This is a genomic window from Curtobacterium sp. MCLR17_043 (assembly GCF_003224215.1).
Lineage (GTDB): Bacteria > Actinomycetota > Actinomycetes > Actinomycetales > Microbacteriaceae > Curtobacterium > Curtobacterium flaccumfaciens.
Map to the genome: position 1 here is coordinate 198,671 of NZ_QKLH01000002.1, position 22,497 is coordinate 221,167.

The following is a 22,497-nucleotide window of genomic DNA, read 5'->3' on the forward strand; positions in this document are numbered from 1 at the left end:
TTCACTGGGGCATCCTAACTCCGAGGTCCGACGTGTGGCGCTGTGCGATGTCCGCGACGGCCCGTTCGAGGTTCGGGTCCTCGCCGCGTGCGAGTCCGGCGTACTCGAGGTCGTACTCGCCGCCCGCCGTGTCCGTGCGCGGGACGACCTTCACCCAGACGCGACGGCGCGGGACGAACAGCGAGGTGAGCAGGCCGAGGGTGGAGAGCAGGGCGAACCCGCCCACCCAGAGCTGCGAGGGGTCGTGGTGGACGTCGAGGGAGACGTACCGCTTGACGCCGTCGAACGTGATCGACCCGGCGCCTTCGGGGAGCTTCTTCGTCTGGCCGGGCTTCAGCGCGATGCTCGCGGTGTCCGACTGCCGACCGGCGATCTGGTCGAGCCCCTTGGTGCTGAGCGTGTAGACGCTCTGCGGGACTCCGCTGTCGAGCCCGAGGTCGCCCGTGTAGACCTGCAGCGTCAGCAGCGGGTTCTGGGTGTCCGGGTAGGCACTCGAGTAGGCGCCGCTCGCGAGCTTCGATGCCGTGGGGTAGAAGAACCCGACCATGCCGAGCTGGTCCGGCTTCGCGTCCGGCACCTTGATGACGCCGGTGGAGGTGTAGTTCGCGTCCTCCGGCAGGAACGGCACGACGTCCTTGAAGGCCACGTTGCCGTCGCCGTCGCGCACCGTGACCTGCATCGCGTAGCCGTTGCCGAGCAGGTAGACGTTCGTGCCGCCGACGTGCAGCGGATCGTTCACACCGAGGCGGCTGGTCTTCGGCTCGCCGCCCTTCTCGGTGCTCGTGACCGTGGCCGAGTAGTCGAGCGCCTGCCCGAGGGCGTCGAGGTTGCGCTCCTCGTACTTCGTCACGAACTTGTCGAGCCGGAGGTTGTAGCCCTTGAGGTCGGTCTGCTGGAACCAGCGACCGGGGTTGAACGAGTCGTACGAGCCGAGCACGTTCGAGAACGTCTGGCCCTCGACCAGCAGGCGCTGTCCGGTGAAGCCGAAACCACCGCCGACGCCGACCGCCAGGAGCACCCCGACGAGGGCGGTGTGGAACACCAGGTTGCCGGTCTCGCGCAGGTAGCCGCGCTCCGCGCTCACCGAGTCGCCGAACCGCTCGACGCGGTACCCGGACCGCTTCAGGATCGCCATCGCGCGCGTCACCGCGTGCTCGGCGGACGGGAGGCCCGTGGTCGCGTCGATCCCGGTCGTCCCGTCGATCATCGCGTCCGGCTGCACCGCCACGGTGCGGAAGCCCGCCAGTCGCGTCAGGCGCGCGGGGGTCTTCGGTGGACGGGTCCGCAGTGCCTGCCAGTGGTGCTTCGTGCGGGGCACGATGCAGCCGATGAGCGAGATGAAGAGCAGCAGGTAGATCGCGGAGAACCACACCGAGGTGTAGGTGTCGAAGACCTGCAGCTTGTCGAGGACCGGGTAGAGCTGCGGGTGGTCCGCCTTGTACTGCACGACGCCGTTCGGGTCGGCGGTGCGCTGCGGCACGAGCGACCCCGGGATCGCCGCGAGGGCGAGCAGCATGAGCAGGAACAGCGCCGTGCGCATGCTCGTCAGCTGCCGCCAGAAGAAGCGGAGGTACCCGACGAAGCCGAGCTTCGGCTGGTTGATGCCGCCGTCGGTGGGGCCGGAGCCGTCGACGTGGTCGGACGGTCGCTGCGGGTCGGAGGCGCTGTCGGCCCCGTCGCCTGCGCTCGTCGGGATGTGCTCGTTCAGGTCAGACCGCGGGGACAAAGCTCTGGATCACCGCCCCGACGCTCGACATGACGGCCGACCAGATACCGGTGACCATGAGCAGACCGATGACGATCAGGATCGCTCCTCCGATGATGTTGACGGTGCGCATGTGACGCTTCACCGCCGCGATGGCCCCCGTGGCCCAGCCGGCGCCGAGGGCGACGAGGACGAACGGGATGCCGAGCCCGAGGCAGTACGCCACCCCGAGCCACATGCCCTGCCAGGCGCTGCCCGACTGGACACTGAGCAGGTTGATGGCCGCCAGCGTCGGGCCGAGGCACGGGGTCCAGCCGAGGCCGAACACGATGCCGAGCAGGGGGGCGCCGAGGATCCCGGTGGCCGGGGTCCAGCTGGGCTTGATGGTGCGCTGCAGGAACGTGAACCGACCGACGAACACCAGGCCCATCGCGATCACGACGACCCCGAGGATCTGCGTGATGAGGTCGCGCCACCGCACGAGCCAGAAGCCGAGCGCGCCGAACACCGTCGTGTACGCCACGAACACCGCGGTGAACCCGGCGATGAACAGCAGCACGCCGAGCACCACTCGACCCCGACGCTGCCCGCCCTCGGCGACACCGCCGACGTACCCGAGGTACCCCGGCACGAGCGGCAGCACGCACGGGGACAGGAACGACACGAGCCCGGCGAGCGCCGCCACGGGCAGCGCGACGGCCATCTGGCCGCTCAGGATCGCGTCGGCGAAGGGGTTGGAGGTCACGGGTCAGGAGGCCTTGCCGGCGTCGAGCTCGTCGCTGACCAGGGTCTGCAGGATGCTCGTGCCGTCGATCGCGCCGAGGACCCGGGCAGCCACGCGGCCCTTGGTGTCGAGGACGATCGTGGCCGGCACCGCGTTCGGTGCGATCTGCCCGGACATCGCCAGCTGCATCGTGCCCGTGCGCTGGTCGAGGACCGTCGGGTACTGCACGTCGAAGGTGCGCTCGAAGGCGGCCGCGGTCGCTGCTTCGTCGCGGACGTTGACACCGATGAACGCGACGTCGTCGGCGTCGGCGTACTCGTCGTGCACCTGGTTGAGGTACTTCGCCTCGGCACGGCACGGGGGGCAGCTGGCGTACCAGAAGTTCAGGACGACGACCTTGCCGCGGAGGTCCTTCGACGAGACCGTGTCACCGTTCGAGTCCTCGGCCCGGAAGGTGACCGGGTCGGTGCGGTCCTTCGCGGAGACCTCGGTCACGGCACCGTCACCGGAGATGTAGTTCTGGGTCGTGCCGTTGCCGTACTGCTTCGCGATGCCGCCACTGTCCGACGAGCAGCCGGACAGGACGAGCACGGCTGCGACGGCCGTCGCTGCGAGGACCGCGAACCGCTTGCTGATGACGCGCGCACGCTTCGTGCTGTTCACACTGCTCCTTCGTCGACGGCGGTCGCGCGCAGTTCCTGCGCGGGGTCCGCGTACCCGACCTCGGTGAACCGACCGGTCGACGTGGCGGGCACACGTTCGACGGTGGTGATGCTCGACAGGTCACAGCGGCGCTTGCGCGGGTCGTGCCACAGGGACTCCCCCGCGAGCTTCCGGTGGACCATCCAGATCGGCAGCTGGTGGCTGACCAGGACGACGTCGCCCTCGTCCACGCTCTCCCACGCCGTGGTCATCGCCGCGAGCATGCGGTTGGCGATCGACTCGTACGCCTCGCCCCAGCTGGGACGCAGCGGGTTCGCGATCCACGGCCACTCTGCCGGGCGGCCGAGCGAGCGCTTCGTGAACCCGGGGGGCTGCCCCTCGTAGCGGTTCGTCGGTTCGATCAGGCGCTCGTCGAGCGTCACGTCGAGCCCGTAGGCGGCCGACCAGGGCGCAGCGGACTCCTGCGTGCGCTGCAGCGGGGACGCCACGATCCGACGCACGTCAATGCCGGCGTCCTTCCAGGCGGTCGCGGAGGCCTGCGCCATCCGCGTGCCGAGGTCGCTCAGCCCGAAGCCCGGGAGCCGGCCGTAGAGGACGCGGCCCGGGTTGTGCACCTCTCCGTGCCGGACGAGGTGGAGACGGGTCGCGGGCATGGGTTCCAGTGTAGGTCGCCCGCGGTTCCCACCGCCCCCTCAGGTGATTCATCGGATGCGGAAGCACTCAGCCGCCGAGCTCACCGGAGAGCCGCCCGTGCAGCGCGATCGACCCCGTGTCGAGGTTCACCACCTCGACGGTCGACCCGTGCTTCGCGAACCGCTGTTCGACCCCGTCGAGCGCCGCGACCGTGGACGCGTCGAACACGTGGGCGTCGGCCAGGTCGATGATCACGTGCTCCGGGTCCTCGGCGTAGGAGAACCGCGTGACGAGGTCGTTCGACGAGGCGAAGAACAACGCCCCGCGGACCCGGTACCGCACGGTGCGGTCGTCGACCGGCTCGCGCACCACGGTCACCACGTGCGCCACCCGTCGGGCGAAGACCAGGGCCGCCACGACCACGCCGACGAGCACCCCGGTCGCGAGGTTCTCGGTCACGACGACCACCACGACGGTGACGAGCATGACCGCGGTCTCGCCGAGCGGCATCCGCCGCAGGGTGCGCGGTCGGATGCTGTGCCAGTCGAAGGTCGCGACGCAGACCATGAGCATGACCGCCGTCAGTGCCGCCATCGGGATCTGGGCCACGAGGTCGTGGAGCACGATCGTCAGGACCAGCACCGAGACCCCGGCCGCGAAGGTCGAGACGCGGGTCCGGGCACCCGCGGTCTTCACGTTGATCACCGTCTGGCCGATCATCGCGCAGCCGCCGGTCCCACCGAAGAAGGCGGACGCGATGTTCGCGACGCCCTGACCCCACGACTCGCGCCACTTGCTCGAGCCCGTCTCGGTGATGGAGTCGACGAGCTGCGCGGTGAGCAGGGTCTCGATCAGCCCGACGATCGCGACACCGAACGCGTACGGAGCGATGATCTGCAGCGTCTCGAACGTGAACGGCGTCGTGATGCCGCCGAAGCCCGGGAGCGCCGTCGGCAGTTCACCCTCGTCGCCGACCGTCGGCACGGCGACGCTGAACACCATCGTGAGACCGGTGACGACGACGACCGCGATGAGCGGCGCGGGGATCGCCTTCGTCAGGAACGGGAAGCCGACGATGATCGCGATGCCGAGCACGGTCAGCGGCCAGACGATGAACGGCACGTCGTCGCCGAGCAGGTTCGGCAGCTGGGCGGTGAAGATGAGGATGGCCAGGGCGTTCACGAACGCGACGTTGACGCTGCGCGGAATGAAGCGCATCAGCCGTGCCACCCCGAGGAACCCGAGCACGAGCTGGAACACGCCGCCCAGGACGATCGCGGGCACCAGGTACTCGATCCCGTGCTCCCGGACGAGCGGGGCGATGACGAGCGCCACCGAGCCGGCTGCGGCGGAGATCATCGCGGGGCGACCACCGACGATCGAGATCACGATCGCGATGACGACGCTCGAGAACAGGCCGACCGCAGGATCGACCCCGGCGACGACGGAGAACGAGATCGCCTCGGGGATGAGGGCCAGGGCGGTGACGATGCCGGCCAGGACCTCTCGGGTGAGCATGCGGGGCGAGCGGAGGGCGGCGAGGACGCTCGGGGCCGTCGGCGCGTGTGTGATCACGGACATCGATCGGAACTCTACCCTCACGTGAGGGTAGAGTCGTACGCCGTGAGCACCAGCGACGTCCCCGACACGATGCACATCGGCGAGCTCGCCGACCGCGCCGGCATGTCCCTGCGCACGATCCGGCACTACGACGAGGTCGGGCTGCTCGTGCCGAGCGGCCGCACCACCGGCGGGTTCCGGGTCTACACGGCGCAGGACCTCGAACGGTTGCTCGTGATCCGCCGGATGAAGCCGCTCGGGTTCACGCTCGACGAGATGGCCGAGCTGCTCCGCGTGGTCGACGCCCTCGCGACGAAGGACCCCGAGGACGAACCAGCGCTGGCAGCCCGCCTCGACGCGTACCTCGAGGATGCCCGCGCCCGGCACGCCAAGCTCGTCGAGCGGGCCGGCATGGCCGAGGAGTTCATCGGCACGCTCGGATCACTCCGCGCGTCGCTCCCCTGATGTCGCGGTGTCCTCGGCGAGCACCCTGGCGCGCATGCGCTGCCGCTCGAGTTCGAGCTTGAGCTCCCCCTCCTCAACGTGCAGCTGCCAGTCGATCGCCCCACGTTGCGCCCAGTCCCACATGCTCTCGCCAGGCGCAGGACCGATGTACGGCCGCTCCGCGGGAACCGTGTCCTCCTTCCGAACCAGCTCTCGCCAGGCACGGCGCAGACGAGTCGTCATCACGGTCTCCTCTTCTCGATGAACAGTTCCGCAAGCACCCTCGCAGCGGGTTCTTCTCCGGCAGGCACTTTCTGCATGTCGTACATCGCCTGTGCCAGGTTCCGGCCGATCTCGCGGCGCCCGACCTCGGCCGCGGTGATCAGCTCGAACACCACGGTCAACCGCGCCCAGTAGCGGTCCCGTTGCTCCCGCGCGACATCCCGCCGCCACCGGATGACCGCCCACAGCCCACCGACGACCGCCACGAGCAGCGTGAACGCCGTCGTGCACAGTGCAGCCACCACCACCGCGACCGCCGCAGGCGGCCAGGCCGCGAGCTCCCCCGTCTCCGTCCCCACCCGGTCCCCCTCTCGTCCCGCGACCCGGCCACGTCGAGAACGCTACGGAGTCCACGCACGCCGCCACGGGCCTCCCGGCCATCGGTGGAGAACGCCGGACGCAGGCGGCCCTGTGGAGGAAGGAACCCTGCCGCCCACGCCCCCGGACGCAGGCGGTTAGACTCGACCACCGTGATCGAACGCACCCGCATCGCCGACCTGGCAGCCCTCCCCGACGGTCCCGTCTCCGTGGCCGGATGGGTCGAGACCGTCCGAGACCAGAAGAAGGTGCAGTTCGTCGTGCTGCGCGACGAGACCGGCGCCGTCCAGCTCGTGAACCCGGCGACGCGCGAGGCCGAGGACGGCGACGACGCGGCACAGTCCGCGCTCGCGACCACCAACGAGATCTCCGGCCTGGCCCACGGCACCTTCGTGCACGTCACCGGCACGCTGAAGCACGACGAGCGCGTGAAGCTCGGGGGACTCGAGGTCAAGATCGGTGCGCTGCAGGTGGTGAGCGCCGCGATCCCGGAGACCCCGATCGCCGACGACTCGTCGCTCGACAAGCGTCTCGACTGGCGCTTCCTCGACCTGCGCAACCGCAAGCAGAACCTGATCTTCCGCATCCAGACGACGCTGGAGCACGCGTTCCGCACGTACTGGGTCGACCGCGACTACATCGAGATCCACACCCCGAAGCTGATGGCGTCGGCGTCCGAGTCGCGCGCCGAGCTGTTCCAGCTCGAGTACTTCGAGACGACCGCCTACCTGGCCCAGTCGCCGCAGAACTTCAAGCAGATGGCGCAGCCGGCCGGCTTCGGTGCCGTGTTCGAGATCGCGGACGCCTTCCGCGCCGACCCGTCCTTCACGAGCCGCCACGCCACCGAGTTCACCAGCGTCGACGCCGAGTTCTCGTGGATCGAGTCCCACGAGGACGTCATGGCGATGCACGAAGAGGTCCTGGTCGCCGGCATCACCGCCGTCAAGGAGAAGTACGGCAAGGACATCGCGGAGGTCTTCGGCTTCGAGCTGCAGGTCCCTGCGACGCCGTTCCCGCGCGTGACCCTGGCCGACGCGCGCAAGATCGTCGCCGACAGCGGCTACGACGTCGTCCGCGCCGACGGTGACCTGGACCCCGAGGGCGAGCGCCGCGTCGCCGCCTGGGCGAAGGAGCACCACGGCTCCGAGTTCGTGTTCGTCACGGAGTACGACGCCTCGATCCGGCCGTACTACCACATGCGGAAGCCCGGCGACCCGTCGGTCACCAACAGCTACGACCTCATCTTCAACGGCGCCGAGATCTCCACGGGTGCACAGCGTGAGCACCGCGTCGACGTGCTCGAGGCGCAGGCAGTCGAGAAGGGTCTCGACCCGGAGGAGCTCGGCTGGTACCTCGACTTCTTCCGCTACGGCGTCCCGCCGCACGGCGGCTTCGGCATGGGCCTCGCACGCGTGCTGATGCTGATGCTCGGTGAGCCGTCGATCCGCGAGGTCACGTACCTGTTCCGTGGCCCGACGCGCCTGACCCCGTAGTCACCAGCGAGTGAGCAGAAAAGGTCGCCTCCGGAAATCGGAGGCGACCTTTTCTGCTCACTGGACGCACGCAGCACATGCAGCGCCGGGGGCGGGACGGGACGGGAGGCCCGGCTCAGCTCTCCCAGTCGATGGCGGCCCGCGCCGTGACCAGTTCGCGGATCTCCGCTGCCGCGGCCTGGTGCTCCGGGTGCACCTGGTACGCGTCGAGTCCGGCGAGGTCGTCGAAGGTGGCGACCACGGCGACGTCGTGGTTCTTGTCCGGGTAGGCGACGTTCTCGACGACCTCGAGCGACCGGATCGACTCGACGGTGCCGACCAGACCGGTCAGGAGTTCGCGGATGCGGGCGATCGACGCGGTGCGGTCGAGGTCGGTCCGCAGGGACCAGGAGACGACGTGGGAGATCATGCGCGGGCCTCGGCCTTCTCGAGCGCACGTGCGAGCCGGTCGGCGTCGACGTGCCAGTTGCTGTGGACGCGCCCGTCGATCAGCACGACGGGGATGTCCTCCGCGTACTCCTGGCGGAGGGCGTCGTCGTCGAGGATCGAGCGTTCCTGCAGGGTGACCCCCGGGTGGTCGGCGACGACGCGTTCGACCACGGGTCGGGCGTCGTCGCAGAGGTGGCATCCGGGCTTCGTCAGGAACGTCACTGCGGGCATGGTCCCATCGTAGTCCGGGAACGCGAAAGCCCCGGCGAACCGGGGCTTCTCGTGCAGGTCCTCCGACCTGCGCAGACCTGTGAGGGTCTACTTCTTGTTGCGGCGCTGGTGACGCGTCTTGCGAAGGAGCTTGCGGTGCTTCTTCTTCGCCATGCGCTTACGACGCTTCTTGATGACAGAACCCATGTGGACCTCGCTCGGACTGATGCTGATGTACGGACACCGGGCCGAAGAGACCGCGGAAAATCAACCTGCCCGAGTCTACCGGCTGCCCGCTGTGATGTCGAACGCGCGCTCAGCCGACGTCCGCCACGCCACCGCGCAGCACGTCGGCGACGGCTGACTCGGGGACGCGGAAGGAACGGCCGAAGCGGATGGCGGGGAGCTCACCGGCGTGCACCATCCGGTACACGGTCATCTTCGAGACGCGCATCATCTCGGCGACCTCAGCGACGGTGAGGAAGCGCACGTCGTCGAAACTGCCGGTCATGGTCCGCCTTCGGGGCTCGCACGCGCGCTGCGCACGGGAGTGGTGTGACCTGTGTGGTCAGTGGCAACTGTAGAGGCGTGTGCGACCCGGTGTCCAGGATCAGTCCGCGCCACGAGCCCACCTGCCGTGCCGCGGAATCAGTCCTCGTCGCCCCGGCGGGTGAAGCGCTTGCGGCTGCGGTCGACGACGCGCTCCCAGCCCTGCTGCGCGCCGGAGATCGCCGCGGTCGCCCGGTACGACGCCTCGGCCATCACACGACCGAGCTCGGTGCCCACCTCCACCGTCGCCTTGCCGGCCGTGCCGTTCCGGCGGATCGACACCGGCTGGCCGTCCGGCGTCCACGCGGTGGTGGCCGGGGTGCCGTCGGCGTCGACCGCGCCCGTGAACGGCAGGACCCAGTCCTCCAGGTGCACGAGCGGCTCCGGGTCGAGCCGGTAGTAGCGGTGCTGCCCCTCTTCGCGACTGGTGACGAGCCCGATGTCGCGCAGGACACGCAGGTGCTTCGACACCGTGGGCTGGCTGACCCCGAGGCGTTCGACGAGCTGGCCGACGCTGAGCTCCCCGCCGGTGACGTCCGAACCGTAGGCGGACAACAGCGTGCCGAGCAGCTCGCGCCGGGTCGGGTCCGCCACGACGGAGAAGATGTCGGCCATGGGGCAAGGCTAGCCGGGGCACCACGGATGTACCATGACGAACCGTCCCGGCCCATGTCCTCGGAGGCATACGCATGCTCGACCGAACCGAGCCGATCCCGCACCACGTGAGTGTCGGCCGACGGCGAGCGAGCCGGATCGCGACGGTGCTGCGCTCGTCGCCGTCCCGACTGGCGATCGTCGTGTTCATCGCGCTGATCTTCCTGTTCACGGTGCTCTTCATGACGCCGTGGGCCACCGCGGACCGCAGCAGCACCCACTTCGCGGACGCCCTGTTCACCGCGGCGTCGGTGGTCTGCGTCACCGGGTTGTCCACGGTCGACATGGCGACGCACTGGTCGGTGTTCGGCAAGGTCCTGGTGGTCATCGGCACCCAGATCGGCGCCGTCGGCGTGCTGACGTTCGCCTCGATCCTCGGCCTGTTCGTCACCCGCAAGCTCGGCCTGCGCGCCAAGCTCATGGCGGCCGGCGACTCGAACCCGCTCCGCACTCACCACGGCGCCGTGCCCGAGGGACAGGCCGTCCGGCTCGGCGAGGTCGGCACCCTGCTCGCGACCGTGGCGGTGAGCACGCTGTCGATCGAGATCGTCCTCGGCCTGCTGCTCCTGCCGTCGGTGCTCATCGCCGGCATCCCCTTCTGGACCGCGGTCGGCGACTCCTTCTACTACGCGGCGATGGCCTTCACGAACACCGGGTTCTCGCCGAACGCCGACGGCCTCGACCCGTTCGCCCACGACTACTGGTTCCTGACGCTGCTGATGATCGGCGTCGTGGCGGGGTCCATCGGGTTCCCGGTGATCCGTGCCCTGACGAAGCAGCTGCGCACCCCGCGGCGCTGGCCGATCCACGTCAAGCTCACCCTGGCGACGAGCGCGATCCTGCTCCTCGGCGGCGCGGTCGTCTACACCGCCCTCGAGGCGTCGAACCCGACGACCTTCGGCGAAGAAGGAGCCGGGCGCACCGCGTTCCAGGCACTCTTCCTGTCGACGATGACCCGCTCGGGAGGCTTCTCGCTCGTCGACTTCGACCAGCTCAACGGCTCGAGCCTGCTCGTCACGGACATGCTCATGTTCATCGGTGGCGGATCCGCCTCGACGGCCGGCGGCATCAAGGTGACGACCCTCGCGGTGCTGTTCCTGGCCGCGGTCGCCGAGGCCCGCGGTCGCCAGAGCATGGAGGCCTTCGGTCGCCGGATCCCGAGCGACGTCCTGCGGGTCGCGGTGGCCATCGTGCTCTGGGGAGCGACGATCGTGGCCGTCGCGACCGTGGTGCTCCTGCAGATCACCGACGACTCGCTCGACCGGGTGCTGTTCGAGGTGATCTCGGCCTTCTCGACCAGTGGGTTGTCCTCCGGCGTGTCCGCGGACCTGCCGGAACCGGGCAAGTACGTGCTCGCCGCCACCATGTTCCTCGGCCGGGTCGGTACAGTGACCATCGCCGCTGCCCTGGCCGCCAGCCAGAGCCGGCAACTGTTCCGCCGTCCCGAGGAGAGGCCGATCGTTGGCTGACCGCACCCGTTCGTCGCACCAGCACGGTGCCATCAGTCACGACGCTCCCGTCCTCGTCATCGGGCTCGGTCGCTTCGGGGCCGCCACCGCCGGGCAGCTCGAACGCCAGGACCGCGAGGTGCTCGTCGTCGACACCGACGCCGGACTGGTGCAGAAGTGGTCCGACCGGGTCACCCACGCGGTGCAGGCGGACGCGACCGACATCGACGCGCTCCGGCAGATCGGCGCGCAGGACTTCGCCATCGCCGTCGTCGGCACGGGCAGCGACCTGGAGTCGAGCGTGCTCATCACGGCGAACCTGGTCGACCTCGGCGTCCCGCAGATCTGGGCGAAGGCGATCAGCCGCTCACACGGCACGATCCTGTCCCGCATCGGCGCCAACCACGTCGTCTACCCCGAGCGTGAGGCCGGCGAGCGCACGGCGCACCTGGTGTCCGGCCGGATGCTCGACTTCATCGAGTTCGACGACGACTTCGCCGTGGTCAAGATGTTCCCTCCGCGCGCGGTCCGTGGCAAGGACCTCGCCACCACCGTGATCCGCACGCGCTTCGGCCTGACCGTGCTCGGCATCAAGCCGCCCGGCAACCCGTTCGTGCCGGCGACGCCGGACAGCGTCATCGGCGAGGACGACGTCATCATCGTCTCGGGTTCCGAGACCGACCTGGAGCGCTTCGCCGCGTACGAGTAGCGACCGCAGGACGGACGGGAGGCCCGTGGCGGCCTCGCCCCGGGCCTCCCGTCCGCACTGTGGCTGCGTCCACGACGCGGTGTGCGTCTACGACGCGGCGATCTCCTCGGCACGCGCGATCGCGGCACGCGACGCACGCAGCAGCGTGTCCGCCAGGTCGGCGTCCTGCAGCACCGCGACTGCCCGTTCCGTCGTGCCCTTCGGGCTCGTCACCGCGCGGCGCAGGTCGGCGGGCTCACGGCCCGACCCCTCGAGCAGCTCGACCGCGCCGCGGACGGTGCCCTGCACCATCGTCGCCGCCTGCTCGTGGGTGAACCCGAGCTCCTCGGCGGCACGCTGCCACTGCTCGATCAGCAGGAAGACGTAGGCGGGACCGGAACCGGACACGGCGGACAGCGCGTCGAGCTGCGACTCCGGCACCTCGATGACCTCGCCCGAGGCGGTGAACACCGACGACGCCAGTGCGACGGCCTCGGCGTCGGCCGAGGTGCCCGCGCTGATGCCGGTGACGCCGTGGCCGACGCCGATCGGGGTGTTCGGCAGGGCACGGACGACGCGGACGCCGTCGGGCACCCGTGTCTCCATGCTCGCGGTGGTGGTGCCGACGGCGACGCTGACCAGGACGGCGCCGGGCTCCAGGTCGTCGGCGACCTCGTCGAGTAGGTCCGCCATCATGTACGGCTTCACGCCGACGACGACGAGGGCCGCGCCACGGACGGCCGAGCGGTTGGCGTCGGGGTCGGTGTCGCTCGCGGTGGCGTCGAGACCGCGCTCCCGGTGGGCAGCAGCGGACGCCTCCGACTTCGTGGTGAGGGTCACGGTGGCCGGGTCGAGTCCCGCGGCGAGCAGGCCGTCGAGGACCGCGCCGGACATGGAGCCGACGCCGAGCAGGGCGGTGCGGGGCAGGTCGATCGTCATGCTCCCGACCCTACCGACGCCACCCGCCTAGGATCGTGTCGCAGACCACGAGAAGGGGACAGCTGTGAGCGCTTCCGGAGGCACGAAGGCAATCTTCGCCGCACTCGGTGCCAACATCGGCATCGCGATCGTGAAGTTCATCGCGGCGGCGATCAGCGGATCGGCGTCGATGCTGGCCGAGGGCGTGCACTCCCTGGCCGACTCCGCGAACCAGCTCCTCCTGCTGCTCGGTGGCCGGAAGGCCCGGCGAGCGGCGGACCAGGAGCACCCGTTCGGCTACGGGCGTGAACGCTACGTCTACGCGTTCGTCGTCTCCATCATCCTGTTCTCGGTCGGCGGTGTGTTCTCGCTCTACGAGGGCATCGAGAAGCTCGCCCACCCGCACCCGCTCGAGAACTGGTGGCTCCCCCTGGTGGTGCTCGTCATCGCCATCGGGCTCGAGGGCTTCTCGCTCCGCACCGCCCTGCACGAGGCCCGACCGCAGAAGGGCTCGCAGAGCTGGGTGCAGTTCGTCCGCCGCGCGAAGGCCCCGGAGCTGCCGGTCGTGATGCTCGAGGACACCGCGGCGCTGCTCGGCCTGGTCTTCGCCCTGTTCGGCGTCGGCCTGACTGCGATCACCGGCAACGGGGTGTTCGACGCGATCGGCACCATGCTGATCGCGGCGCTGCTCATCACGGTCGCCGTGGTGCTCGGCATCGAGACGAAGAGCCTGCTCGTCGGCGAGGGCGCGACCGCCGCCGACGTCGAGCGCATCAAGCAGGCGGTGCTCGACGGCCCCGAGGTCGACGCGATCATCCACCTGAAGACCCTGTACCTCGGACCGGACGAGCTGATGGTCGGCGTGAAGGTCGCCGTCGACGGGGACCGCCGGCTCGGTGACGTCGCCGCCGGCATCGACACCGTCGAGCAGCGTGTCCGGAGCGCCGTGCCGATCGCCCGGGTGATCTACGTCGAACCGGACGTGCTGCGCACCGGGCCGCAGCCGCCGACCGAAGCGATCGTCATCCTCGCCGCGGACTGAAGAAGTCGTCGAGCAGCTCGGCACACGCCTGCTCGAGCACGCCCCCGATGACCTCGGAGCGGTGCGGCAGCCGGCGGTCCCTGGCGATGTCGTAGACGCTGCCGCTGGCGCCCGCCTTCGGGTCCCACGCGCCGAACACGACCCGGGGCACCCGTGCGGCCATGACGGCGCCGGCGCACATCGGGCAGGGCTCGAGCGTCACCACGAGCGTGTGCTCCTCGAGGTGCCAGTCCCCCGTCACCGCCGCTGCAGCACGCAGCGCGAGGACCTCGGCGTGGGCCGTCGGGTCCTGTCGCGCCTCGCGCTCGTTCCGGCCGGTGGCGACCACGACGCCGTCGCGGTCGAGCACCACGGCGCCGACCGGGACGTCGTCGGTCTCCAGGCACCGTCGAGCCTCGTCGAGCGCGCGCTCCATCGCCGGGACGAACGGGCGGGCTGCGGGCTCCTCCACGGGACCTCCTGACGGTCGACGGCACGCTAGGCTCGACCCTATGCGAGTCCACGTCGCCGACCACCCGCTCATCACCCACAAGCTCTCGGTGCTCCGCGACCGTACGACGCCCTCCCCCACGTTCCGCGCGCTGACCGAGGAGCTCGTCACGCTCCTCGCGTACGAGGCCACGCGGGGCGTCCGGGTCACGGCGACGCCGATCGACACGCCGGTGGCGCACACCATGGGCGTCGCGATCGCCAAGCCGCGGCCGCTCGTCGTCCCGATCCTCCGCGCCGGGCTCGGCATGCTCGAGGGCATGGTCAAGCTCGTCCCGACCGCCGAGGTCGGCTTCCTCGGCATGGCCCGCAACGAGGAGACGCTCGAGCCGCAGACCTACGCCGAGCGCCTGCCCGACGACCTGTCCGGGCGGCAGTGCTTCGTGCTCGACCCGATGCTCGCCACCGGTGGCACTCTCGCCGCCGCGATCGACTTCCTGTTCGCCCGCGGTGCGCAGGAGATCACGTGCGTGTGCATCCTCGGCGCCCCCGAGGGGCTCGCCATGGTCGAGCAGGCCGTCGGCGACCGCAACGTCTCGATCGTCCTCGGTGCGCTCGACGAGAAGCTCGACGAGAACGGGTACATCGTCCCGGGCCTCGGCGACGCCGGCGACCGGCTCTACGGCCTGGCCGAGTAGCGCAGACCCCGCCACTTCTCGGACTGGAGGCGCGGTGCCAGCTGGCACCGCGCCTCCAGTCCGTCGTGGCGCGCGTCGCGCCCACCGCACCCGCCCGTTCCGGGCGTACCAGGTCGTTCCGGGCGTACCAGGTCGTTCCGGGCGTACCAGGTCGTTCCGGGCGTACCCGGTCGGTTCTTTCCACCCGGTACGCCCGATTCCACCTTCCATCGCGGGTGCAATGGGAAAGAACGGGCGTGGCACTCGACGTCCGTGCGGTCACGCCCACCGCACCGTCCGCGCGGACGGTTGACACCGCGTTGGTATACCGCAGATACTCGTCACATGACTGCAACCGTGTCCACCCGCGTCCTCTCCGAGGCGTGCTCCTCCGCAGGGGCAGTGGGGACCGTCGGCGTGATGATGCCGACCATGCCGGTCATGCGTTGTCGAATGTGTGCCTGATCGGCACCCGTTCCAGCCGGATCCCCCGCGACACCACCCCCGTCGCGAGCGCGTGATCCCCGGGTGACGGACACCGTCGGCGACGCGCACCACGTCACGAGGTCTGTCTCCCGTTCCCCCGGGTCGGCCCCGGTCCGCAGCAGGACCGCAGGGCACATCGGCGTACCGCCGCACCCGGGATGACGCATTCGACACCGGCCGCCGCGCCACCAGCGCACCGGCCACACCGCCCGGAGAACCACCATGTCGCTCACCATCGCCCAGCCCCGCACCGCGCTCCGCACCGCACCGGCTCCGACCGACCTCGGCACCGTGACGCCGATCCGCCCGCGCCCGGCCTCCCCGGCGGCCACCGGAGCGGCCACCGTGCCGACGAGCCCCGTAATCGCGCCGCAGCGGAACCGCGCACTCCCCGACGGCACCGAGGCCCGCGGCTTCGCCCTGTACGTCGGCATCGACGAAGCGAAGGCCGCCGCCGCCGGCACGACCCTGGCCGCGGTGGTCGAGCAGCTCAAGGCCCTCACCGCGCAGCTCGTCCCGTCGTCCGAGACGTACGCGGCCGTCGCCGTCGCCGCCGAGCACTCCGGTGGCCGTGACGTCGACGTCGTCCGCCTCGCCCTGCAGGACCGCTCAGCGGTGGCCGCCCGCAAGCAGGCCGAGAAGCCCGAGCCCGAGGAGACCGGCGTCGTCATCGACATCTCCCGGAAGCGCGTGACCCTCGACGGCGAAGCGGCGCCCCTGACCTACAAGGAGTTCGAGCTCCTGCAGTTCCTGGTCCTCCGCGAGGGCCAGACCGTCGACCGTTCCGCGATCATCGAGGGCCTCTGGTCGGACGGCGAGGACGAGACCCCGAACGAGCGCACCATCGACGTGCACGTGCGTCGGCTGCGCTCCAAGCTCGGCGCGTTCGAGGAGATCGTCCGCACCGTGCGCGGCGTCGGCTACCGCTTCGACCGGCACGCCGACGTCGCCGTGCGGTACGCGTCGACCCCGTCGCCCGACCTCTTCTGAGCGTGATCGGTTGCTCTTGGTGAACTCGCAGCGAACCGGCCGCGGAGAGGCTGGCGCGCCGTTACCGCTTCGTTATACAGTCGGTTGCGCAGGCAGTGTTTGCTGTGGCACCGCCTGTGGAATGTGATTGCAGGAAACTCTTGGTGCAAGGGAGAGGGCCGGTCGCCGACAGGCGGCCGGCCCTCGTGCATGTCGCCCGACTCCTGTCGGACCCCGTCGGTAGTGTGGTCAGACCGTACGACCGGAGGGAACGCGAACGTGAGCGAGACACGCCGCAGTGAGAAGGCGACCGCCGTCGCTGCCTGGGAAGCGCTCTTCCGCGCCCAGGTCGCCGTGATGCGGAGTCTCAACGCGGACTTCCCCGGCGACGAGATCTCGTTCAACGAGTACGACGTCTGCTTCAACCTGTCGACCCAGCCCGGCCGCCGCTGCCGCATGCGCGACCTCACCGGGCACCTCCTCCTCACCCAGCCGAGCGTCAGCCGTCTGGTCGACCGACTGCTCGCCCGCGGCATCGTCGAGAAGCAGCCGGACCCGACCGACGCCCGCGGGGTGATCGTGGCGCTGACCCCGCACGGCTTCGACGTCTACCGTCAGGTCGCCGTGCAGCACGCGGCGAGCATCGCGCAGCAGGTCGGCGCCGGGCTGTCCGACCCCGAACTCCGCACCCTCACCGAACTCTGCACGAAGCTCCGACTGGCGGTCGGCACGACTCCGGGCCGGCGGTCGACGGTCCGCCCGGTCGCTGCGGATGCGGCCACGGTGTGACCGGCGCGATCGTCTGGCTCCGTGACGACCTGCGGCTGTCGGACAACCCGGCGCTCCGTGCGGCGATCGACCACGGTGGCGACGTCACGGTGGTGGTCGTCCTCGACGAGCAGTCCTCCGGGCTCCGTCCGATCGGTGCCGCGAGCCGCTGGTGGCTGCACCACTCCCTGACCGCCCTCGATGCCGACCTGCGCGAGCGGGGCTCCCGGCTGGTCCTCCGGCGCGGCGCCGCGGCGAAGGCGATCGACCAGCTCGTCGCCGACACCGGGGCGGACGCCGTGTACTGGAACCGTCGGTACGGCGCCGTCGAGCGGGACATCGACGCCGGCATCAAGGCGGCCCTGCACGACCGTGGCATCGAGGCGCACAGCTTCGCCGCGAACCTGCTCTGGGAACCGTGGACGGTGCTCACCGGGCAGGGCGAGCCGTACAAGGTCTTCACCCCGTTCTGGAACGCCGTCCAGGCGCTGCCCGAACCGCGCCACCCCCTGCCCGACCCCGACGACCTCCCGGCGGCGGCCGACATCACCGGTGACGCGCTGGCCGACTGGGCACTGCTGCCGACGAAGCCCGACTGGGCCGGCGGACTCCGTGACGCCTGGAGCCCGGGCGAGCACGGCGCCCAGCAGCAGCTCGAGCACTTCGTCGAGCACGCGCTCGAGGACTACGACCAGCGCGACGAGCCCGCGATGGAGGCCACGAGCAGCCTGTCGCCGTTCCTGCGGTGGGGCGAGATCAGCCCGTACCAGGTGTGGCATCGCCTGCACGAGCGGCTCGAGCCCGCCCAGCGCCAGAACGCCGCGGCGTTCCTCCGGCAGCTGGCGTGGCGCGAGTTCAACTGGAACGAGTACTTCCACTGCGACGACATCGCCACCGTCAACGTCCGTCGGAACTTCGACGCGTTCCCGTGGCGTGACCCGGAAGCGGCCGAGCTCGACCGCTGGCGGCAGGGTCTGACCGGATTCGACCTGGTCGACGCGGGCATGCGCGAGCTCTGGCACAGCGGCGCCATGCACAACCGGGTGCGGCTGGCCGCCGGCAGCTTCCTCGTGAAGAACCTGCTCGTCGACTGGCGCGTCGGGGAGCAGTGGTTCTGGGACACCCTGGTCGATGCCGACCCCGCCAACAACGCGGCGAACTGGCAGTGGGTCGCGGGCTCCGGCTTCGACGCCGCCCCGTACTTCCGCGTCTTCAACCCCGATCGGCAACTCGAGCGCTTCGACCCGCACCGCGAGTACGTCCACCGCTGGGTCCCCGCCGACGAGCTGCGCCCCGAGCCGATGGTCGACCTGAAGGCGTCGCGGCAGCGGGCGCTCGACGCCTACGAACGGATGCGGCGCTCGTGACCGGGTCGCACCCCGCGATCGCTGCGATCGTCGACCAGGTCGACGAGCTGTTCCGTGCTCGCGTCGAACAGGGCATCGCGCCGAGCAGCGTGTGGGGCGTGTTCGACCGCTCCGGCCTCGTCGCGTCCGGCGGGCACGGTGACCGCGGTGACGGCCGGAGCCCGGACGCCGACACCGTGTACCGCATCGCTTCCTGTACCAAGAGCGTCACCGCCGCGACCCTGCTGACCCTCGTCGCCCGGGGTGCACTCGACCTCGACGCGCCGATCACCGACTTCGTGCCGGCCTTCGGCGCCGTCACCCTGCCGACCCCGGACTCCCCCGTCCCCACGGTGCGGATGCTGCTGACGATGTCGGCCGGGTTCCCCACCGACGACCCCTGGGCCGACCGGCAGGAGTCGATCTCGGACGCCGAGCTCGACGAGGTCTTGCGCGGCGGCCTGCTGTTCGACTCGCTGCCCGGCACCCGCTTCGCCTACTCGAACCTCGGCTACGCGCTGCTCGGCCGGGTCGTCGCCGCCGTGACGGGGCAGCCCTTCACCGCGGCCGCCAGCGAGACCGTGCTCCGTCCCCTCGGCCTCACCGACACGGTGTTCAGCGCCGCCGAGTCGACCGGCTTCGTGGTCACCGGTGTCCGCGGACACGAGGGCGACTGGGAACCCCTGCCGATGACCGGCCCCGGTGCCTTCTCGTCGATCGGCGGGCTCTTCTCGACCGTGCGTGACCTGGCGCGCTGGGCGACGCACCTCGGTTCGGCGTTCTCCGCCGCACCGGAACCCGGCCCGGTCTCCCCCGCTGACCGCCGGCTGATGCAGCAGGCGATGCGGGTCGTCCCGTCGTCCGTCGTCCCGGGTTCTGCCCGCGCGACGGCGTACGGCTTCGGGCTGTTCGTCGAGCAGGACGACCGCTTCGGCGAGCTCGTCTCGCACTCCGGCGGCTACCCGGGCTTCTCCGCGCACATGCGGTGGTCCGTGCGCGACGGCTTCGGGGTCGTCGCGTTCGAGAACGCCACGCAGGCCAAGGTCTCCGCGGTCGCCCAGCAGGCGCACGACCTCGTGCTCGACGCGGCGCTGACGGCTCACACACCCGACGCGCCGGGAGCCAGTACCGACGTGACCGGAGCGAGCACCGGGGTGGTGGCGACCACCCGCGCGACGCGAGCCGCCCAGGTCGCCGTGACGCGCCTCCTGGCCGACTGGCGGGACGACCTGGCGGACGCGATCTGCACGCCCAACGTGGCGATGGACGTGCCGTACGACCGACGGCGGCGGGCTGTGGCGCAGGCCGTCGCGGACGTCGGTGCCGACCTCGGTGCCGCACCGGTGTCCGAGTACTCGGCGGCGCCGTCGCACCTGCGCTGGTGGCTCCCCGGCACCTGCGGGCGACTGCGCGTCGAGATCCGGCTGGCGCCCGCCGCCGCGGGGCGCGTCCAGACCCTGAACGTCGTCGCTGAACCGTCCGAGCGCTGATCTGACGGCGCGCTGAACCGTCGGAGCGCTGGTCTGACGGCGCGCTGACCCGACGGCACCACGGAGGCGCGCCCGCCTCAGACCGGCGGTCGTCCGCCCACGAAGCCGAGTGCCCGCGCGGCGACCCGGGTGCCCTCGCGGGCTGCAGCACCGACGCGGACCGGATCCGTCGCCCACGCACGGACGAACCCGGCGACGAAGGCGTCCCCCGCCCCGATGGTGTCGACGACGGTCGCCGGTGTCGCGGGCACCCGGTGGACGCTGCGGCCCCGGCGCCCGATGAACGCGCCGTCGGCCCCGGCCGTGACGACGACCAGCGGGACGTGCTCGGTCAGCCGCCGCACCGCGGCGTCGAGGTCGTCACCCCCGGCGAGGGCGAGCGCCTCGTGCTGGTCGGGGAAGATCACGTCGACGCCCCGCAGGGCCTCGAGGAACCGGTCGGCACCGATCGCCTCGATCACCGCCACCGACGAGGGGTCCACCGCCACGCGCGCCGGCCCCGTCCGGGCGCACGCCACGAGGTCGGCGAGCCGGTCGGCTCCGCCGCCGAGCATGGCGGCCCCGGTCAGGTGCACGATGTCGGCGCGGGCGACCACCGACGGCGGGACGTCGGCGGCGCTGATCTTCCCGCTCGCGGCGGGGTCCGACATCGCGGTGCGACCGTGGTCGTTGCGGACCGAGACCACGACCCCGGTGGACGTCATCGCGTCGTACCGCAGGTGGGCGCGGACCCCGGCGTCCTCGAGCGCGCGCTCGTGGCGGTAGACGTCATCGACCCCGACCCGGGCGACGACGTCGACCTCGGCCCCGAGCCAGCCGAGCCACGTGGCCGTGTTGCCACCGGCACCGGTCGGCCGGTGGCGGATCTCCGCAGCGGGGTCGTGCACCCCGATCCGGTGTGCGGTGGTGTGCACGAGGACGCCGTCCAGGACGTCCCCGACGACCAGGAAGCGTTTTCCGGCGCCGCGACGACGGCCCGCGACCACCCGTCCGGCGCGGGTCCCCTCGGGCCGTGACGGCGGCAGAGCGCCCTCGTACGGCATGGACATCCGCAACAGTCTACCCGGAGCCGAGTTTTTCTCCGTTTCTATCGGTGAAAACGGAGGTTTCGCGGAGAGATCGCACACAACGACCAATGGTGTCACTGATATACCGGCTGCTAGTATGTGGGCGGTCGCGCGACCACCGCCCCGACGACGGAGATGCCATGCCCAGGAAGCCCGACCCCACCCGCAAACCCGCGATCCTCGAGAAGGTCGTCGACCACTTCGTCGAGACCAAGATCGAGGACGTCACGGTCCGGGGCCTCGGCCGCGTACTCGGGACGAGCGCCTACCCGGTCGTCTACCACTTCGGCTCCCGCGACGCCCTGATCGACTCCGTCGTCGAGCACCTCGCGACCTCGCACCGAACGCCCGCGCTCGACCCCGCCGCCGACACGGACGCCCTCGCCGATCACCTGGTCGCGACCTTCGGCGGGCTCGACGACACGCACCGTGCGCTGGCCGCACGGCTCACCTTCGAACTCGGGTCGGTCGAGTCCCTCGACGGGCGTGACCGGCAGCGCCGCGCGCACCGCTGCCAGGTCGCCGCCATCCGGGCCTGGTGCCGAGCACACGGCGCCGACCCCGTCCTCGCCGAACGTGCGGCCCAGCACACGGTCATGGCCGCCCGCGGAGCCCAGTGGGGCGCGCTCGTCGACGGCGCGCACACCGATGCTGACGCCGCACTGCGTCGCATCGCCCACGACCTGGCAGCCAGCACGGCCGCCGCAGACCGCGCGCGCTGAGCGCACGCGCGAACGCGATCGCGGACCGCTCGCGTACCCGGCAACGGCGCACGGCCCGGAACGTGACCCGGACCACGAACGGGAGGCACGGTGCCAGCTGGCACCGTGCCTCCCGTTCGTCAGGTGGTCACCGTGGTGACCCGCCGACGCGGATCAGAGCGTGACGAACCGCTGCGACTTCGCGTTCTCGAAACGAGCGGCGACGTTCTCCCAGTCGACGATGTTCCAGACGGCCTTGACGTAGTCCGCCTTGACGTTCAGGTAGTCGAGGTAGAAGGCGTGCTCCCACATGTCGAGCATGAAGATCGGGACGAGGCCGAACGGGATGTTGCCCTGCTGGTCGAAGAGCTGGAACGTGGTGAGCTTCTGGCCCACGGTGTCCCAGGCCAGCACGGACCAGCCGGAGCCCTGGATGCCGTTCGCGACGGCGGCGAACTGCGCCTGGAACTTCTCGAACGAACCGAAGAACTCGTCGATCGCCGCGGCGAGCTCGCCCTCGGGGACCTTCGTGTCCGGGCCGAGGTTGGTCCAGAAGATCGAGTGGTTCACGTGACCACCGAGGTGGAACGCGAGGTCCTTCTCGAGCTTGTTGATCGCGCCGAAGTTGCCGGACTCACGGGCCTCACCGAGCTGCTGCAGCGCGGTGTTGGCACCGGTCACGTAGGCCTGGTGGTGCTTGTCGTGGTGCAGCTGCATGATCTTGCCGCTGATGTGCGGCTCGAGCGCGGCGTAGTCGTACGGCAGTTCCGGCAGGGTGTACTCAGCCATGTGAGGTCCTTTCGA

Annotated in this window: 27 protein-coding genes; 11 read left to right on the forward strand and 16 right to left on the reverse strand. The window is 70.7% G+C overall.

Annotation, left to right across the window (positions count from 1 at the left end):
- Position 1 precedes the first annotated feature (1 nt).
- The 5 genes from DEJ03_RS02750 to DEJ03_RS02770 all read right to left on the reverse strand — a co-directional run bounded on the left by DEJ03_RS02750 (position 2) and on the right by DEJ03_RS02770 (position 5,306).
- Positions 2 to 1,726: a cytochrome c biogenesis protein ResB gene (locus DEJ03_RS02750; protein ID WP_258370457.1), complete on the reverse strand. Its 1,725-nt coding sequence runs from the start codon at positions 1,724 to 1,726 to the stop codon at positions 2 to 4.
- Entirely contained in the window at positions 1,710 to 2,408 is a 699-nt protein-coding gene (locus tag DEJ03_RS02755; RefSeq protein WP_110863490.1) for a cytochrome c biogenesis CcdA family protein, read from the reverse strand. The genes DEJ03_RS02750 and DEJ03_RS02755 overlap by 17 nt, the downstream gene beginning before the upstream one ends.
- A 45-nt stretch (positions 2,409 to 2,453) precedes the next feature.
- Entirely contained in the window at positions 2,454 to 3,092 is a 639-nt protein-coding gene (locus DEJ03_RS02760) for a TlpA disulfide reductase family protein (protein ID WP_110863410.1), read from the reverse strand.
- Entirely contained in the window at positions 3,089 to 3,745 is a 657-nt protein-coding gene (locus tag DEJ03_RS02765) for a histidine phosphatase family protein (RefSeq protein WP_110863411.1), read from the reverse strand. Before DEJ03_RS02765 ends, DEJ03_RS02760 begins: the two co-directional genes overlap by 4 nt.
- Positions 3,746 to 3,812: 67 nt before the next feature.
- Complete coding sequence (locus DEJ03_RS02770; RefSeq protein ID WP_110863412.1) at positions 3,813 to 5,306, reverse strand: SulP family inorganic anion transporter; 1,494 nt, start codon at positions 5,304 to 5,306, stop codon at positions 3,813 to 3,815.
- 42 nt (positions 5,307 to 5,348) lie between these two features.
- On the opposite strand from DEJ03_RS02770, the gene DEJ03_RS02775 reads away from it, so the two are divergent.
- The gene (locus DEJ03_RS02775; protein ID WP_371830603.1) at positions 5,349 to 5,750 is read left to right on the forward strand and encodes a MerR family transcriptional regulator; all 402 of its coding nucleotides are present in this window, start codon (positions 5,349 to 5,351) and stop codon (positions 5,748 to 5,750) included.
- On the opposite strand, the gene DEJ03_RS02780 is transcribed toward DEJ03_RS02775, so the two are convergent.
- Positions 5,727 to 5,972 (reverse strand): hypothetical protein, encoded by a 246-nt coding sequence (locus DEJ03_RS02780; RefSeq protein WP_111233288.1) that lies wholly within the window; start codon positions 5,970 to 5,972, stop codon positions 5,727 to 5,729. The two genes, DEJ03_RS02775 and DEJ03_RS02780, sit on opposite strands and share 24 nt — an antisense overlap.
- A complete protein-coding gene (locus DEJ03_RS02785; protein ID WP_110863413.1) occupies positions 5,972 to 6,310 on the reverse strand; it encodes a hypothetical protein in 339 nt (112 codons plus the stop codon). The genes DEJ03_RS02780 and DEJ03_RS02785 overlap by 1 nt, the downstream gene beginning before the upstream one ends.
- A gap of 171 nt (positions 6,311 to 6,481) precedes the next feature.
- On the opposite strand from DEJ03_RS02785, the gene aspS reads away from it, so the two are divergent.
- Positions 6,482 to 7,822 (forward strand): aspartate--tRNA(Asn) ligase, encoded by a 1,341-nt coding sequence (gene aspS / locus DEJ03_RS02790; RefSeq protein WP_027466337.1) that lies wholly within the window; start codon positions 6,482 to 6,484, stop codon positions 7,820 to 7,822.
- A 115-nt stretch (positions 7,823 to 7,937) separates the two neighbouring features.
- On the opposite strand, the gene DEJ03_RS02795 is transcribed toward aspS, so the two are convergent.
- From DEJ03_RS02795 to DEJ03_RS02815, 5 genes are all read right to left on the reverse strand, one after another.
- Positions 7,938 to 8,231 (reverse strand): Dabb family protein, encoded by a 294-nt coding sequence (locus DEJ03_RS02795; RefSeq protein ID WP_110863414.1) that lies wholly within the window; start codon positions 8,229 to 8,231, stop codon positions 7,938 to 7,940.
- Positions 8,228 to 8,482 (reverse strand): glutaredoxin family protein, encoded by a 255-nt coding sequence (locus DEJ03_RS02800; protein WP_071247435.1) that lies wholly within the window; start codon positions 8,480 to 8,482, stop codon positions 8,228 to 8,230. Before DEJ03_RS02800 ends, DEJ03_RS02795 begins: the two co-directional genes overlap by 4 nt.
- Positions 8,483 to 8,569: 87 nt before the next feature.
- The gene (locus tag DEJ03_RS02805) at positions 8,570 to 8,668 is read right to left on the reverse strand and encodes a 30S ribosomal protein bS22 (RefSeq protein ID WP_003792170.1); all 99 of its coding nucleotides are present in this window, start codon (positions 8,666 to 8,668) and stop codon (positions 8,570 to 8,572) included.
- Between the two features lie 109 nt (positions 8,669 to 8,777).
- Positions 8,778 to 8,972 carry a helix-turn-helix domain-containing protein gene (locus tag DEJ03_RS02810; protein ID WP_017888579.1) on the reverse strand — a complete coding sequence of 65 codons (195 nt, stop codon included), beginning with the start codon at positions 8,970 to 8,972 and terminating at the stop codon, positions 8,778 to 8,780.
- Between the two features lie 137 nt (positions 8,973 to 9,109).
- A complete protein-coding gene (locus DEJ03_RS02815) occupies positions 9,110 to 9,625 on the reverse strand; it encodes a helix-turn-helix transcriptional regulator (protein WP_051596885.1) in 516 nt (171 codons plus the stop codon).
- Positions 9,626 to 9,699: 74 nt separating this feature from the next.
- Between DEJ03_RS02815 and DEJ03_RS02820 the strand changes: the two genes are divergently transcribed.
- Positions 9,700 to 11,133, forward strand: a complete 1,434-nt coding sequence (locus DEJ03_RS02820) for a TrkH family potassium uptake protein (protein WP_071406293.1) — start codon at positions 9,700 to 9,702, stop codon at positions 11,131 to 11,133.
- The gene (locus DEJ03_RS02825; RefSeq protein WP_216852501.1) at positions 11,126 to 11,821 is read left to right on the forward strand and encodes a TrkA family potassium uptake protein; all 696 of its coding nucleotides are present in this window, start codon (positions 11,126 to 11,128) and stop codon (positions 11,819 to 11,821) included. Before DEJ03_RS02820 ends, DEJ03_RS02825 begins: the two co-directional genes overlap by 8 nt.
- Before the next feature lie 87 nt (positions 11,822 to 11,908).
- Here DEJ03_RS02825 and proC read toward each other — a convergent pair whose 3' ends face one another.
- Positions 11,909 to 12,739, reverse strand: coding sequence for a pyrroline-5-carboxylate reductase (proC, locus tag DEJ03_RS02830; RefSeq protein ID WP_110863415.1), 831 nt, complete (start codon positions 12,737 to 12,739; stop codon positions 11,909 to 11,911).
- A gap of 64 nt (positions 12,740 to 12,803) precedes the next feature.
- Here proC and DEJ03_RS02835 point away from each other — a divergent pair, with 64 nt between their 5' ends.
- A complete protein-coding gene (locus DEJ03_RS02835) occupies positions 12,804 to 13,760 on the forward strand; it encodes a cation diffusion facilitator family transporter (protein WP_110863416.1) in 957 nt (318 codons plus the stop codon).
- On the opposite strand, the gene DEJ03_RS02840 is transcribed toward DEJ03_RS02835, so the two are convergent.
- Positions 13,741 to 14,175: a nucleoside deaminase gene (locus tag DEJ03_RS02840; RefSeq protein WP_071247896.1), complete on the reverse strand. Its 435-nt coding sequence runs from the start codon at positions 14,173 to 14,175 to the stop codon at positions 13,741 to 13,743. The genes DEJ03_RS02835 and DEJ03_RS02840 overlap by 20 nt on opposite strands.
- Before the next feature lie 76 nt (positions 14,176 to 14,251).
- Between DEJ03_RS02840 and upp the strand changes: the two genes are divergently transcribed.
- From upp to DEJ03_RS02865, 5 genes are all read left to right on the forward strand, one after another.
- Positions 14,252 to 14,887, forward strand: a complete 636-nt coding sequence (gene upp / locus DEJ03_RS02845; RefSeq protein WP_071406290.1) for a uracil phosphoribosyltransferase — start codon at positions 14,252 to 14,254, stop codon at positions 14,885 to 14,887.
- A 687-nt stretch (positions 14,888 to 15,574) separates the two neighbouring features.
- Positions 15,575 to 16,342, forward strand: coding sequence for a winged helix-turn-helix domain-containing protein (locus DEJ03_RS02850; RefSeq protein ID WP_110863417.1), 768 nt, complete (start codon positions 15,575 to 15,577; stop codon positions 16,340 to 16,342).
- Between the two features lie 258 nt (positions 16,343 to 16,600).
- Entirely contained in the window at positions 16,601 to 17,110 is a 510-nt protein-coding gene (locus tag DEJ03_RS02855) for a MarR family winged helix-turn-helix transcriptional regulator (RefSeq protein ID WP_181422577.1), read from the forward strand.
- Positions 17,107 to 18,456: a deoxyribodipyrimidine photo-lyase gene (locus tag DEJ03_RS02860; RefSeq protein ID WP_110863419.1), complete on the forward strand. Its 1,350-nt coding sequence runs from the start codon at positions 17,107 to 17,109 to the stop codon at positions 18,454 to 18,456. Before DEJ03_RS02855 ends, DEJ03_RS02860 begins: the two co-directional genes overlap by 4 nt.
- Positions 18,453 to 19,925, forward strand: coding sequence for a serine hydrolase (locus tag DEJ03_RS02865; protein WP_181422578.1), 1,473 nt, complete (start codon positions 18,453 to 18,455; stop codon positions 19,923 to 19,925). Before DEJ03_RS02860 ends, DEJ03_RS02865 begins: the two co-directional genes overlap by 4 nt.
- A gap of 77 nt (positions 19,926 to 20,002) precedes the next feature.
- Here the strand turns inward: DEJ03_RS02865 and DEJ03_RS02870 are convergent, their stop codons facing one another.
- A complete protein-coding gene (locus DEJ03_RS02870) occupies positions 20,003 to 20,974 on the reverse strand; it encodes a carbohydrate kinase family protein (protein WP_110863421.1) in 972 nt (323 codons plus the stop codon).
- A gap of 158 nt (positions 20,975 to 21,132) precedes the next feature.
- Here DEJ03_RS02870 and DEJ03_RS02875 point away from each other — a divergent pair, with 158 nt between their 5' ends.
- Positions 21,133 to 21,714, forward strand: coding sequence for a TetR/AcrR family transcriptional regulator (locus DEJ03_RS02875; RefSeq protein WP_110863422.1), 582 nt, complete (start codon positions 21,133 to 21,135; stop codon positions 21,712 to 21,714).
- Positions 21,715 to 21,867: 153 nt separating this feature from the next.
- Here the strand turns inward: DEJ03_RS02875 and DEJ03_RS02880 are convergent, their stop codons facing one another.
- Positions 21,868 to 22,482 (reverse strand): superoxide dismutase, encoded by a 615-nt coding sequence (locus DEJ03_RS02880; RefSeq protein WP_027466323.1) that lies wholly within the window; start codon positions 22,480 to 22,482, stop codon positions 21,868 to 21,870.
- Positions 22,483 to 22,497 lie beyond the last annotated feature (15 nt).

Coding starts and splice junctions, on each gene's coding strand:
- DEJ03_RS02755 (WP_110863490.1), bottom strand. CDS start 2,408: ATGGCCGTCGCGCTGCCCGTGGCGGCGCTCGCCGGGCTCGTGTCGTTC.
- DEJ03_RS02765 (WP_110863411.1), bottom strand. CDS start 3,745: ATGCCCGCGACCCGTCTCCACCTCGTCCGGCACGGAGAGGTGCACAAC.
- DEJ03_RS02770 (WP_110863412.1), bottom strand. CDS start 5,306: ATGTCCGTGATCACACACGCGCCGACGGCCCCGAGCGTCCTCGCCGCC.
- DEJ03_RS02780 (WP_111233288.1), bottom strand. CDS start 5,972: ATGACGACTCGTCTGCGCCGTGCCTGGCGAGAGCTGGTTCGGAAGGAG.
- DEJ03_RS02795 (WP_110863414.1), bottom strand. CDS start 8,231: ATGATCTCCCACGTCGTCTCCTGGTCCCTGCGGACCGACCTCGACCGC.
- DEJ03_RS02800 (WP_071247435.1), bottom strand. CDS start 8,482: ATGCCCGCAGTGACGTTCCTGACGAAGCCCGGATGCCACCTCTGCGAC.
- DEJ03_RS02805 (WP_003792170.1), bottom strand. CDS start 8,668: ATGGGTTCTGTCATCAAGAAGCGTCGTAAGCGCATGGCGAAGAAGAAG.
- DEJ03_RS02810 (WP_017888579.1), bottom strand. CDS start 8,972: ATGACCGGCAGTTTCGACGACGTGCGCTTCCTCACCGTCGCTGAGGTC.
- DEJ03_RS02815 (WP_051596885.1), bottom strand. CDS start 9,625: ATGGCCGACATCTTCTCCGTCGTGGCGGACCCGACCCGGCGCGAGCTG.
- DEJ03_RS02820 (WP_071406293.1), top strand. CDS start 9,700: ATGCTCGACCGAACCGAGCCGATCCCGCACCACGTGAGTGTCGGCCGA.
- proC (WP_110863415.1), bottom strand. CDS start 12,739: ATGACGATCGACCTGCCCCGCACCGCCCTGCTCGGCGTCGGCTCCATG.
- DEJ03_RS02840 (WP_071247896.1), bottom strand. CDS start 14,175: ATGGAGCGCGCGCTCGACGAGGCTCGACGGTGCCTGGAGACCGACGAC.
- upp (WP_071406290.1), top strand. CDS start 14,252: ATGCGAGTCCACGTCGCCGACCACCCGCTCATCACCCACAAGCTCTCG.
- DEJ03_RS02850 (WP_110863417.1), top strand. CDS start 15,575: ATGTCGCTCACCATCGCCCAGCCCCGCACCGCGCTCCGCACCGCACCG.
- DEJ03_RS02870 (WP_110863421.1), bottom strand. CDS start 20,974: ATGTCCATGCCGTACGAGGGCGCTCTGCCGCCGTCACGGCCCGAGGGG.
- DEJ03_RS02875 (WP_110863422.1), top strand. CDS start 21,133: ATGCCCAGGAAGCCCGACCCCACCCGCAAACCCGCGATCCTCGAGAAG.
- DEJ03_RS02880 (WP_027466323.1), bottom strand. CDS start 22,482: ATGGCTGAGTACACCCTGCCGGAACTGCCGTACGACTACGCCGCGCTC.